A 12,082-nucleotide genomic window follows, 5' to 3' on the forward strand; every position below is an offset into this window, starting at 1 on the left:
GGAGGCGTGCGATGGGTCAGCGGTGGCGTGCGGTCGGAGTGCTGGCGGCCGCGTTGTTCGCGGTGAACGTGGTGGCCCGGCTGGTCACCAGATTCGCGTTCCCGGACGACGACGCCGCGTCCGACCGGGTGTCGCTGGTGATGTTCCTGGTGATCGGGCTGATCCTGGCGGGCGTCGCGTTCCGGTGGGGGGCCGACCGTCCGCTCGGCCGCCTGGCCGGTGACCTGGCCGCCGCGGTGGGGGTGGCGCTGGCGCTCACCGTGTTCGTCGGTCCGCTGGTGGTCGGGGAGAACCCGTTCGGCGGTGGCGCCGGTCTCTTCTTCGCCCAGATCTGGCTCTATCTCGCCGCCACCGCCGCCGGTGTGCTGGTCGGCTACCTGATCCTCACCGCGCTCGGCCGGGACTACCGGTCCCGGCAGCTCAAGCGGTACGCCGAGATGAAGCGGTCCCGGCCGCGCCGGGTCGTCCGGCGCTGACCCTCCGGCGTTCAGGCGGCCGGGGCGACCCGGGTCAGGTAGGTGTGGTGGGTGGTGAACCCGAGCCGGCGGTAGAGCTCGACCGCGCCGGTGTTGCTCTGCTCCACCTGGAGGAACGCCCGCGTGGCGCCCTCGGCCGCGCCCCAGCGGGCCAGGGCGCGGACGACCGCGACGGCGAATCCGCGCCGACGCGCCTCGGGCAGCACTTCGAGCAGGCTGACGCCGAGCCAGCGGCCTTCGCCGGTCACCGTGCCCCGGCCGACCGCGAGCAGCCGGCCGTCGATCCGCAGCTCCGCGAAGCGGACCCGGTCGACGGCCGTGAGCACGTGCCGCGCGGCGTCCGGCAGGCCTCCCTTGCGACCCGCGGCGATCGCCAGCCAGTCGTCGGCGGGCGCGCCGGCCAGCGTCACCGGCGGCGGGCCGTCCGGGCCGGCGAGCGGCGGCGGGCCGTCCGGGCCGGCGGTCGGCGTGTCGGCATCCGGCGGCGTGTCGGCGAGCCCGGCGTCCGGCGGCGCGGCCAGGGCGCGCAGCGGCACGGTCTGCACCAGCACCGGGGGCCGGGCCGTCCAGCCGCGCGCGTCCAGTTCGGCGCCGACCGGGGCGGCCAGCGGCAGCGGGGTGTTCACCAGCGCGGTGCCGCCCCGCTCGGCGTACCAGCGCTGCACCGCGTCCAGCGCGGCGGGCAGGGGCCGGTCCGGGTCGCCGACCGGCAGCGCGCTGTTGGCCCGGCCGGTCCAGCCGTCGGCCCAGCGCAGCCGCCAGTCGCCGAGCCGTCCGCGTACCGGTGCGGGCCACGCCTCGTCGGCGGCCAGCTCCAGCGCGACCACGGCGGCGGCGGTGGGGCGGCGGGCCGGCGGCACCCGCTTGGCCCGGTGCACCTCGGCGACCGGTACGCGCAGCGGGCCGGCGTCGGTGGCGAGGGTGATGTGGGTCTCGCTCAGCTCGACGAGTTCGCCGAGCGCGTCGGAGAACAGCGTGCGGCCCTCACGAATCCCCACAATCCGGCGGACCACGATCCGGTGTCCCACGTCCTGCTGTCGGAGCACGATCGACCCCCTCCCCGGCGAGATACTAGGCTCTTACCGTTGCGGGTGATCGCGACGAGTCTGCGGAGGAGAAGACCGGTGACCTACATCATCGCCGAGCCGTGCGTGGATGTGCTCGACAAGGCATGCATCGAGGAGTGCCCGGTCGACTGCATCTACGAGGGCAACCGGATGCTCTACATCCACCCCGACGAGTGCGTCGACTGTGGTGCCTGCGAGCCGGTCTGCCCGGTAGAAGCGATCTTCTACGAGGACGACGTCCCGGAGCAGTGGAAGGACTACACCGGGGCCAACTACGAGTTCTTCGAGGACCTGGGCTCGCCCGGTGGCGCCTCGAAGATCGGCAAGGTGGAGAAGGACGCCACCTTCGTCGCCGCGCAGCCGCCGCGCGGCGAGGGCCACTGAACCGGCGCTCGCCGGTCTCGGCACGGCTGCCCGACTTCACCTGGGACACCCTGGACGCCGCGGCCGCCACGGCCGCGGCGCATCCGGACGGTCTCATCAATCTGTCGATGGGCACGCCGGTCGACCCGGTGCCACAGCTGATCCGGCAGGCGCTGGCCGACGCGTCGAACGCGCCGGGCTACCCGCTGACCGCCGGCACCGCAGCGCTGCGGGACGCGATCGCGGCGTGGGTCGCCCGGGCCTGCGGCGCGGGCGTCGACGGGCTGGGCGTGCTGCCCACGATCGGCTCCAAGGAGCTGGTGGCGTGGCTGCCCACGCTGCTCGGGCTCGGCCCCGGTGACGTGGTGGTGGTGCCGTCGGTGGCCTACCCGACGTACGAGGACGGGGCGCGGCTGGTCGGCGCGACCACCGTACGCACCGACTCGCTGACCGCGCTCGGCCCGGATCCCCGGGTCCGGCTGGTCTGGGTCAACTCGCCGGGCAACCCGACCGGCCGGGTGCTGCCCGCCGCCCACCTGCGCAAGGTGGTCGAGTGGGCGCGCGAGCGCGGGGCCGTGGTGGCCAGCGACGAGTGCTACCTGCCGCTGGGCTGGGACGCCGAGCCCGTCTCGGTGCTCTCGCCCGAGGTGTGCGGCGGCTCGTACGACGGCGTGCTGGCGGTGCACTCGCTGTCCAAGCGCTCGAACCTGGCCGGGTACCGGGCCGGTTTCGTCGCCGGTGACCCGGCGCTGGTGGCCGAGCTGCTCAAGATCCGCAAGCACGCGGGTCTGATCGTGCCCGCGCCGGTGCAGGCCGCGATGGTGGCCGCGCTCGGCGACCAGGAGCACGCCGACGCCCAGCGGGAGCGCTACCGCGTCCGGCGGGAGAAGCTGCGTGCGGCGTTCACCGGGGCCGGCTTCACGGTCGAGCACTCGGAGGCCGGCCTCTACCTCTGGCTGACCCGCGACGAGGACTGCGTCCGGGTGGCGCTCACCGAGTCCGACGAGCGTGTCGACGCGGTGGCCGGGCGGCTCGCCGGGTCCTGACATGGCGGGCGAGCTGGCACGGGCGGCGGTGGTCGGCACCGGGCTGATCGGCGGTTCGCTGCTGCTCCGGTTGCGCGACGCCGGGCTCGACGTGACCGGCTGGGACCCGGACCCGGAGACCCGCGGGCGGGTACGCGAGCGGGGCGTCGTGGTGGCCGACACGGTCGAGGACGCGGTGGCCGGCCGGGACGTGGTGTTCCTCTGCGGCCCCCTGCCGACGTTGCCGGCGACGTTGGCCCGGGTCGCCGCCGTCACCGACGACAGGTGCGTGCTCACCGACGTCGGCAGCGTCAAGGCCGAGGTGAGCACCGTCGCCACCGTGCAGGGGCTCGGGCACCGGTTCGTGCCGGGCCACCCGATGGCCGGGGCCGACCGGGCCGGACCGGACGCGGCCGAGCCGGGCCTGCTCGACGGCGCCGCCTGGGTGCTCTGCCCGGGGCCGACCGGGCTGGACGCCTTCCGGCGGCTGGCCTCGCTGCTCGTGGACGTCTTCCACGCCCGGGTGGTGCCGATGTCCGCCCCGGAGCACGACGGAGCGGCGGCGCTCGCCTCGCACGTGCCGCACGTGCTCGCCGGGGCGCTGGCCGGCACCGTGCACCGGTCGGCGCTGCGGGACGCGGTTCTGACGCTCGCGGCCGGGAGCTTCTCCGACGGCACCCGGGTCGCCGGCGGGCCGCCCGAACGGACCGCGAACATGCTGCTCGGGAACCGCGACCGCGTCCTCGCCGAGCTGGACGCGCTCGGCGTCTTCCTGGGCGAGCTGACCGAGGCGCTGCGCGCCGGCGACGCCGACGCGCTGGCCGAGCGCCTCGCCGAGGGGCGGCAGACCCGGTCCACGCTGCGGGCGCGCGAGTTCACCGCGCACCGGCGGGAGTTCCCGTGCCCGCCGACCACGTCGGCGAGCTGGCGTACCTGCGGGAGCTGGGCGCCGCGGGCGGTCACCTGACCGGGGTACGCGAGGCGGGCGGCGCGGTCACCTACACGGGGCACCTGCCGGCCACGCCGCCGTTAGGCTGAGCGGCATGGCGGACGCACCGGTCGTGGCGGTACGCGGTGAGGCGTACCGGGAGGTGGCGCCCGAGCTGGCGCGGTTCACGGTGACGGCGACGGCCCGGGACCGGGATCGCGAGACCACGCTGACCCGGCTGGCCGAACGGGCCGCCGCGGTGCGGGCGCTGCTCGACGCGGCCGAGCCGGCGGTGGAGCGCCGGGAGACCGGCCAGGTGCACGTCTGGCCGGTGACGAGGCGTTCCGGCGACCGCGTGGTGGCTTACCAGGGCAGCGTGAGCACCACTGTCACGACGAGCGACTTCACCGCGCTGGGCGAGCTGATGCTCCGCCTGGCCGACCAGGAGCAGGTCGAGGTGGCCGGCCCGGTGTGGTCGCTGCGGCCGGACAGCCCGGCCTACCGGGAGGCGCGGCAGGCGGCGATCGCGGACGCGCTGGTCCGGGCCCGGGAGTACGCCGAGGCGCTCGGCGCCCGGGTGACGGCGCTGCGGGAGCTGTCCGACACCGGGCTGAGCGCGTCCCCGCCGATGATGGTCAAGGCGGCGTACGCGCGCTCCGGCGAGCAGCCGGAGCTGGAGTTGGAGCTGGACCCGGCGCCGCAGCCGGTGCAGGCGGCGGTCGAGGCGCGGTTCATCATCAGCGAGCCGGTGCTGGGCTGATGCCGGCGGCGGAGGTGCTCGGGCTCGACGACCTGGTCGCCCGGGCGCGCGCGCTGGCCGAGGCCGGCCCGCGTCAGCTGCTCGGCATCGCCGGGGCACCCGGTGCGGGCAAGTCCACCCTGGCGGAAGGGATCGTGGCCGCGCTCGGCCCGGTCGCCCGGCTGGTCCCGATGGACGGCTTCCACCTGGCCGGGACGGCGTTGGAGCGGCTCGGCCGGTCGGGGCGCAAGGGCGCGCCGGACACGTTCGACGTCAACGGGTTCGCCTCGATGCTGCGCCGGTTGCGCCGGCTGGAGCCGACGTCGGTGTGGGCGCCGGAGTTCCGCCGTGACCTGGAGGAGCCGGTCGCCGGGGCGATCGAGGTCCCGCCCGAGGTGCGCCTGGTGGTCACCGAGGGCAACTACCTGCTGCTGCGGGACGACCCGTGGGAGGAGGTGCGGACGCTCCTGCACGAGGCCTGGTTCCTCGACCTGGACGCGGAGGTGCGGGTGCGCCGCCTCACCGCGCGGCACGAGGCGTACGGGAAGTCGCCGGAGCAGGCCCGGGCCTGGGCGCTGGGCAGCGACGAGGAGAACGCCCGGCTGGTCGCGGGCACGGCCGTGCACGCCGACCTGGTGGTCCGCCTGGCCGACCCGCCGCCGGCGTGACGCCGGGCGCTGCCGGCCGATCCGCCGCCGCACCGGCGCACGGTCAGCCGGCCCGTTGCCGGGGCGACGGCACGGTGCGGCGCAGCAACCGGGCCACCACGGCGCGCTCGCGGGTGAACTCCGCCGCCTCCGGGTAGCCGCTGTGGCTGCGGATGGGCGGGTCGGCCACCTCGCCGCCGGTCGGGTGCAGCGCCTCCGGGTCCGCCACCGGCACGTCCCGCTGCCCGGCGCTGACCTGCCAGCCGAGCGGATCCGTGTCCCGCCAGAAGTTCGTCCAGGCCACGTGGCCGCCGGGCCAGGTGAGCGCGCCGGCCAGCGTACGCAGCCGCTCCGGGCCGAAGTAGGACGGGAAGACCCGCCCGTAGAGCCGGGTGAGCTGGCAGCCGTAGGAGAAGAACCAGGTACGCAGCCGCCACCGGCGGGGCAGTTGCAGAAGCACTGCGGCGCAGATGACGGTGCCCTGGCTGTGCCCGGAGAGGATGACGCCGTCCATCCGGTCGCTGTGGTGCGGCGGTAGCGCCAGCAGGCCCGCGACCCGGGTCTGGAGTTCCGGTACGGCGCGCTCGGCGTAGCTGGGCGGGGCGAGCGGGTGCGCGGCCCGGGGCCAGAACGTGCACACGTCCCAGATCACGCCGACCGAGCGGCGTACCGAGTCGGTGCGGTAGACCAGCAGCCCGAGCGCCGCCATCACCACCGGCAGCCAGCCGAGGATGGCGTCTCCCCGTTCGGCGGTCCAGTGGATGGCGGTCTGCCAGCCGGAGGGGGACAGCGGGCTCGGCCGTTCGCCGGAGAGCGCGGCGGCGCAGCAGAGCGTGACCAGGACCGCGCAGAACGCGGCGTAGCAGCCCATCAGCCGGACCGCGTGCTCGCCGACCAGCCGGTGCAGCGCCCGGTACGTGCTGACGTCGCGGCAGCGTCGCCGGTCGTGCGCGGACAGGCCGGGGGCGGCGGTGAGCCGGGCGTACTCCACCCGGCGCAGGCGGTGCAGCAGGACCGCGACCCGGACCAGCAGCCCGATCAGCGCGAGCAGGCCGACCGCGCAGGCCAGCCCGGCCCAGAAGACGGCGAGCGGAGGTATCACCCGGCTCGGGCCGCTCGGCTCGGCCGACGCGTCCAGCCGGTCGCTGACCCAGTAGAGCAGTCCGGCGCAGTAGGCCGCCGCCATCATCCAGCCGAAACCGGCGATGACCGCCGGGGCGCAGCCCCGCCAGGCCAGATCGGTGTACGCGCCGAGCGGCTGGGTCGGCACCGTCGGGCGCAGGCGGGGCAGGAGCAGTCCGATGCCGGCCAGCACACCGGCCGGGCCGACGAGCATCCAGGTGCGCAGCGCGTCCGGCGCGTCGGGCAGGCCGGGCAGCCCGTGTTCGATCCAGGTCGCGCCCAGCGGCAGCAGCAGCGCCCCGGCGGCCGGACCGGCCAGTGCCCGCCGGCCGGAGCGGTTCGCCGCGGCGATGGCCACCAGCAGCAGCACCTGGTAGGCGACGAGCCAGGCGATGGCGGTGTCGTACCCGGGCAGTGACCGGTCGGCATGGCAGCCGGCGATCTCCGGCTGCGCCGCGCACCCGAGCGGCGGCCGGTACGCCGACAGCGGCTGGCCGGCCGGGCCCTCGGGCAGCAGCAGCAGGACGAACGTGCCGACCAGACCGAGCGCGGTGAGCGCCGCGACGGCGATGCTCCACCGGCCGAGCGGGGTGGCGCCCTGGCGCCGGCTCAACCAGGGCCGGGCCACCGCGATCACGGCGATCGTCACCACGGCGGCGAGCAGCGCGACGGTCGGCCAGGCGACAGCGGCCCGCAGGCCGCGCGGCGGATCCATGATGAGAACCGCGGTGACGGGTACGGCGGCGGCGGTGACCGCGCCCGTGCACAGGTGCAGCACGGCGGCGCGGCGCAGTTGCCCTTCCCCGTTCCAGAACGTCGGATCCTGGAGCGGGTTCTGCGGCGGCTCGCGCGGCTCCGGTGGTTCGACCGGCTCACCGTCTTCCCGGACGGGCGCATGGTGGTGCGGGTCGGCGGGCATCTGCGCCTCGTACTGGTAGGTGCGGAAGGCGACGAGTCCGATCGCGGCCAGCACGAGCAGCGGCAGCAGCAGTCCGAGCGCGAGCGCCCGGGTGCCCTGCCGCCACCAGGAGTCGCCGAGGAACTGCCACGGCCCGGGGAGCCGGCCGAGGCAGTCCGCCTCCACGCACTGCCAGCCGATCAGGTCCACGCCGACGCCGGTCACGGTCATGACGAGCGTGCAGGTCAGGCTCAGGCAGAACAGGCGGATGAGCCAGGCGGTGATGCCGGACCGGCTGGCCCAGCGCTCCTGGTCCGGGTCGGGCGGGATGCCCGCGCGGGCGTGCAGCGCGACGTTCGCCAGGGCGAAAGGGAGCAGCAGCGTCCACAGCGCCCGTTCCACGTCCCGCCGGGTCCGCGCGCCGGAGGTCAACTGCCCCCAGCTGTACGCCTCGACGGTGATCGGGTCGTCCCGGCCGGCTGTGGTGGACCGGTAGAAGCCGGTCACCTGACCGCCGGCGACGAGTGCTGGTTGCCCACCGTCACCGTTCGCGCCTGCTTTCAGGCCGAGCAGCTGATCCGGCGGGGTGTTCGACACCCCGTGCACCCGTAGTTCGAGGACCCGCTCCATAGTGCCTCCCGGTGAACGCCCTACTACTCAGAGTGCACGCCGGGGCTGGAGTCCGCATCCGCTGGAGCGGTTGTTCCCGCAGCTCAGGATGGCTGAGTCAGGCTTCTGATCGGACGAGCGGGGTTACCCACCGCCACCACATTGGCCGGCAGGTCGCGGGTCACGACAGCGCCGGCGCCGACCACCGTGTTCTCGCCGATGGTCACCCCGGCCAGGACGATCACTCCGCCGCCGAGCCAGACGTTGTCACCGATGGTGATCGGCTGTGCGGATTCCCACTTGGCCCGGCGCGCCTCCGGTTCGACCGGGTGGGTGGCGGTGAGCAACTGCACGTTCGGTCCGATCTGGACGTCCGCGCCGATGGTGATGCGGGCGACGTCGAGAAGGACCGCGTTGAAGTTGACGAACGTGCGCGGGCCGATGTGCGTCTGGTGTCCGTAGTCGCAGTGCAGTGGCGGCCGGACCCAGGCGTCCTCGCCGAGTGAGCCGAGCAGTTCGCGCAGCGCGGCGAGGCGGCCCGCCGGATCGTCGGCGGAGCTGCGGTTGAAGCGTTCGCTGAGCCGGGCCGCGCGCGCCAGGTCGGCGATGATCGCGGGATCGTCGGCGATGTACTGCTCGCCGGCCAGCATCCGGTCCTTCATGGAGGTCATCGCTCGATCGTCCCGGCCGGTTCGGAAGCGTGGTGGCGGTTCCGTCGGATCGGCGACTTCCCGATGCATACGCGGTATGCAATGCTGATACCCGCATCGATGTGTCCCTCATCGATGAAACGTTCGACGAAGGAGGAAGGTTGCTCCGGAATCGCAGAAAACTGGGCGCGCTGGGCATGGCCCTGGCGCTGGCGCTCGGTCTGCCGGTGCCCGCGCGGGCTGCCGCGCCCACCGGCCCGACCGCGCCCACCGGCCCGACCGCGCCCACCGGCCCGTCCGAACAGGCCGGCAACCGTACGGCCACCGTCACCCTGATCACCGGGGACCGGGTCACCGTCACCGGCGACCACGCCGCGGTACGCCCCGGCGCCGGGCGTACCGGCATCGAGTTCCTGGTCCGCCGCGAGCGCGACCGCCTCACCGTGCTGCCGCAAGACGCGCTCCCGCTGGTCCGCGCCGGCAAACTCGACCGGCGGCTGTTCGACGTCACCGGGCTGATCGAGGCCGGTTACGACGACGCGCGGCGCGACACCGTACCGCTGCTCGTGACGTACCGGCCGGGGATGGCCCGGCGCGCGGCGGCTCCGCTCGCCGGCGCCCGGGTGACCCGCGACCTGCCGGCGATCACCGGCGCGGCGGTCGTCGCGTCCAAGAGCGACACCGGCGCGCTCTGGAACGCGGTCAGCGCCGACAGTTCCGGTGCCCGGCTCGACGCGGCGGGGGGTGTCGAGCGGATCTGGCTCGACGGCCGGCGGCGGGTGACGCTCGACCACAGCGTGCCGCAGATCGGCGCGCCGACCGCCTGGGCCGCCGGATACACCGGCAAGGGCGTCCGGGTCGCGGTGCTCGACACCGGCGTCGACCTCACCCACCCGGACCTGGCGGGCAAGGTCGCCGAGTCGCGCAACTTCACCGAGGAGACCAACCCGGACGACATCGTCGGGCACGGCACCCACGTGGCCTCGACCATCGCCGGCAGCGGGGCCGCCTCCGGCGGGAAGTACCGGGGCGTCGCGCCGGACGCCACGCTGCTGTCCGGGAAGGTCTGCGAGGTCTACGGCTGCACCGAGTCGGCCATCCTGGCCGGCATGCAGTGGGCCGCCGCCGAACAGCACGCCACTGTGGTCAACATGAGTCTCGGCGGCGGCGACACGCCGGAGGTGGACCCGCTGGAGGAGGCGGTGGGGACGCTCACCGAGCAGCACGGGACGCTCTTCGTGATCGCCGCCGGCAACGACGGCGCCGACGGCTCGGTCGGGTCGCCGGCCAGCGCCGACGCCGCGCTGGCGGTCGGCGCCGTGGACCGCGACGACGCGCTCGCCGACTTCTCCAGCCGTGGCCCCCGGGCCGGCGACGGAGCGATCAAGCCGGACATCACCGCGCCCGGCGTGGAGATCGTGGCCGCCCGGGCCGCACACGGCGAGATCGGCGACCCGGTGGGCGACAAGTACGCCGCACTGTCCGGCACGTCGATGGCCACGCCGCACGTGGCCGGCGCGGTCGCGCTCCTCGCCCAGCAGCACCCCGGCTGGACGCCCGCCAGCTACAAGGCGACGTTGATGGCCTCGGCGAAGCCGCACCCGGAGCAGACCGCGTACCAGCAGGGCGCGGGCCGGGTCGACCTCGCCCGCGCGATCACCCAGCAGGTGACCAGCGACCCGCCGTCCGTCTCGTTCGGCGTGGCGACCTGGCCGCACACCGACGACCAGCCGATCAGCCGGACCGTCACCTACCGCAACGGCGGGACCGCCCCGGTCACGCTGGACCTGAGCACCGAGTTCACCGGGCCGGGCGGACGGTCCGCACCGGCCGGCATGCTCACCCTCAGCGCCTCCCGGCTCACCGTCCCGGCGGGCGGCAGCGCCCAGGTGACGGTGGTCGTGGACACCCGGCTCGGCGGCGCCGACGGCTACTGGACCGGCCGCCTGGTCGCCCGCGCCGGCGACGCGGTGGCGGTGACCCCGCTCGCGGTCGACCGCGAGGTGGAGAGCTACGACCTGACGGTGACGCACCGCAACCGCTCCGGCGCTCTGACCGGTGACTACTTCACCAGCCTGCTCGGGCTCGACGAGGCCAGCTACCGCGACGTGTACGACGCCGACGGCGAGGCCCGGCTGCGGGTGCCAAAGGGCCGGTACGGCGTGCAGAGCCTGATCTTCGCAGCCGGCGACGAGGGCTGGTCGGAGGTCTCCTTCCTCGCCCAGCCGGAGCTGGTGGTGACCGGCAACCAGCGGCTCGTGCTGGACGCGCGGGCGGCGAAGCCGGTCCGTACCACGGTGCCGCAGCGCGGCGCGGCACCGCTGCTGATCGACCTCACCGCGGCCTGGAAGCTCGACGACTTCCAAGCCAGCTTCGGGCTCTGGGCCGACAAGTTCGACGGTCTCTACTCGGCCCAGGTCGGCCGCAACGTCTCCGCCGACCTCTTCGTCGGCGCGGTCGCCAGCCAGTGGACCGAAGCGAAGGCGCCCGAGCGCAGCCCGTACTTCTACGGCCTGAACGAGCAGTTCCCGGGCCGGTTCCCGACCGGTTTCGTCAGGCACTACCGGCCCGCCGACTTCGCCACCGTCACGAGCCGGTTCGCCGCCGGCTACACCGGGATGGACAACGAACGGGTCGTGTTCCCGGAGTCCGACTACGACATCGGCGGCTCGGCGATCGTCCTGCCGGTCCAGGTGCCCGGCAAGCGGATCGAGCACCTCTCCACCGCCAAGACCCGCTGGAGCGCCGAGCTGGACTTCGGTGAGCGGGGCGAGGACGGCTGGCTGGAGGCGCGGGCGGTGCTGCAGTCCGTGCCCACCCGCTACCGGGCCGGGCGCACCTACACCGAGGAATGGAACAAGGGCCCCTTCGGCCCGTCGTTCCCGCAGCCGCGCTGGCCGGAGGAGAGCATCACCCGCATCGGCGACAGCATCGTGGTCGCGCTGCCGGTGCACAGCGACGCGGCCGGGCACCCGGGCGGTTCGCTGAACGACACCGAGCACACGCGGCTGTTCCGCAACGGCAAGCTGGTCGGCGAGTCGCCCTACCCGGGGTACGGCGAGTTCACGGTGCCGCCGGGCGCGGCGAACTACCGGCTGGAGACCGTGGCGAAGCGCGGCTTCACCGACCTGAGCACCGAGGTCTCGGCGAGCTGGACGTTCCGCTCCAAGCGGGTTCCGGGTGACGTGCCGGCCCGGCTGCCGGCCATGGCGGTCAGGTTCACCCCGCCGCTGGCGGTGGACAGCTCGGCACCGGCGGGCCGGACGTTCACCGTGCCGGTGGCGGTGCAGCGCCAGCCCGGCGCGCCGTCCGGCCGGGTCGTCGCGCTCACCGTCGACGTCTCCTACGACGGCGGGAAGACCTGGCACAAGGCGACGCTGAAGAAGCAGGGCGGGGCGTGGACGGCCACCGTCCGGCACCCGGCCGGCCCGGGATACGCGTCGCTGCGGGCCACCGCCCGTGACGACGCCGGCACCACCGTGACCCAGCGGATCATCCAGGCGTACCGCCTGCGGTGAGCCGGCCGTCCGGGTCCGCGCGGTGGGCGCGGACCCGGAC

General features: G+C 74.8%; 9 protein-coding genes and 1 pseudogene. 7 read left to right on the plus strand and 3 right to left on the minus strand.

Going from position 1 to position 12,082, the window contains the following annotated elements; all coding sequences use genetic code 11:
- The first annotated feature begins 11 nt into the window (after window positions 1-11).
- On the plus strand, window positions 12-476 hold the full coding sequence (locus tag KBX39_RS09990; RefSeq protein WP_104115157.1) for a hypothetical protein: 465 nt from the start codon (window positions 12-14) through the stop codon (window positions 474-476).
- Window positions 477-487: 11 nt separating this feature from the next.
- Here the strand turns inward: KBX39_RS09990 and KBX39_RS09995 are convergent, their stop codons facing one another.
- Window positions 488-1,522, minus strand: a complete 1,035-nt coding sequence (locus KBX39_RS09995) for a GNAT family N-acetyltransferase (protein WP_210870144.1) — start codon at window positions 1,520-1,522, stop codon at window positions 488-490.
- Between the two features lie 78 nt (window positions 1,523-1,600).
- Here KBX39_RS09995 and fdxA point away from each other — a divergent pair, with 78 nt between their 5' ends.
- The 5 genes and pseudogenes from fdxA to KBX39_RS10020 all read left to right on the plus strand — a co-directional run bounded on the left by fdxA (window position 1,601) and on the right by KBX39_RS10020 (window position 5,266).
- Window positions 1,601-1,927: a ferredoxin gene (fdxA, locus tag KBX39_RS10000; protein ID WP_007464872.1), complete on the plus strand. Its 327-nt coding sequence runs from the start codon at window positions 1,601-1,603 to the stop codon at window positions 1,925-1,927.
- Window positions 1,924-2,952 carry a succinyldiaminopimelate transaminase gene (dapC, locus tag KBX39_RS10005; protein WP_282102381.1) on the plus strand — a complete coding sequence of 343 codons (1,029 nt, stop codon included), beginning with the start codon at window positions 1,924-1,926 and terminating at the stop codon, window positions 2,950-2,952. The genes fdxA and dapC overlap by 4 nt, the downstream gene beginning before the upstream one ends.
- A gap of 1 nt (window position 2,953) precedes the next feature.
- Window positions 2,954-3,969, plus strand: a pseudogene (locus tag KBX39_RS10010) (prephenate dehydrogenase).
- Window positions 3,970-3,974: 5 nt separating this feature from the next.
- Window positions 3,975-4,619 (plus strand): SIMPL domain-containing protein, encoded by a 645-nt coding sequence (locus tag KBX39_RS10015; RefSeq protein ID WP_210870146.1) that lies wholly within the window; start codon window positions 3,975-3,977, stop codon window positions 4,617-4,619.
- Window positions 4,619-5,266 (plus strand): nucleoside/nucleotide kinase family protein, encoded by a 648-nt coding sequence (locus KBX39_RS10020; protein ID WP_043328439.1) that lies wholly within the window; start codon window positions 4,619-4,621, stop codon window positions 5,264-5,266. The genes KBX39_RS10015 and KBX39_RS10020 overlap by 1 nt, the downstream gene beginning before the upstream one ends.
- 43 nt (window positions 5,267-5,309) lie before the next feature.
- Here the strand turns inward: KBX39_RS10020 and KBX39_RS10025 are convergent, their stop codons facing one another.
- Window positions 5,310-7,895, minus strand: coding sequence for a hypothetical protein (locus KBX39_RS10025; protein WP_069087330.1), 2,586 nt, complete (start codon window positions 7,893-7,895; stop codon window positions 5,310-5,312).
- Between the two features lie 83 nt (window positions 7,896-7,978).
- Complete coding sequence (locus KBX39_RS10030; protein ID WP_064447909.1) at window positions 7,979-8,545, minus strand: sugar O-acetyltransferase; 567 nt, start codon at window positions 8,543-8,545, stop codon at window positions 7,979-7,981.
- A 140-nt stretch (window positions 8,546-8,685) separates the two neighbouring features.
- Here KBX39_RS10030 and KBX39_RS10035 point away from each other — a divergent pair, with 140 nt between their 5' ends.
- Complete coding sequence (locus KBX39_RS10035) at window positions 8,686-12,042, plus strand: S8 family serine peptidase (RefSeq protein ID WP_210870148.1); 3,357 nt, start codon at window positions 8,686-8,688, stop codon at window positions 12,040-12,042.
- Window positions 12,043-12,082: the final 40 nt, after the last annotated feature.

The organism is Micromonospora sp. D75, assembly GCF_018070405.1.
GTDB classification, from domain to species: domain Bacteria; phylum Actinomycetota; class Actinomycetes; order Mycobacteriales; family Micromonosporaceae; genus Micromonospora; species Micromonospora chalcea.

Bases quoted from the DNA above. Each gene is read 5' to 3' on its own strand.
- KBX39_RS09990 (WP_104115157.1), top strand. From the start codon at position 12: ATGGGTCAGCGGTGGCGTGCGGTCGGAGTGCTGGCGGCCGCGTTGTTC.
- KBX39_RS10015 (WP_210870146.1), top strand. From the start codon at position 3,975: ATGGCGGACGCACCGGTCGTGGCGGTACGCGGTGAGGCGTACCGGGAG.
- KBX39_RS10020 (WP_043328439.1), top strand. From the start codon at position 4,619: ATGCCGGCGGCGGAGGTGCTCGGGCTCGACGACCTGGTCGCCCGGGCG.
- KBX39_RS10025 (WP_069087330.1), bottom strand. From the start codon at position 7,895: ATGGAGCGGGTCCTCGAACTACGGGTGCACGGGGTGTCGAACACCCCG.
- KBX39_RS10030 (WP_064447909.1), bottom strand. From the start codon at position 8,545: ATGACCTCCATGAAGGACCGGATGCTGGCCGGCGAGCAGTACATCGCC.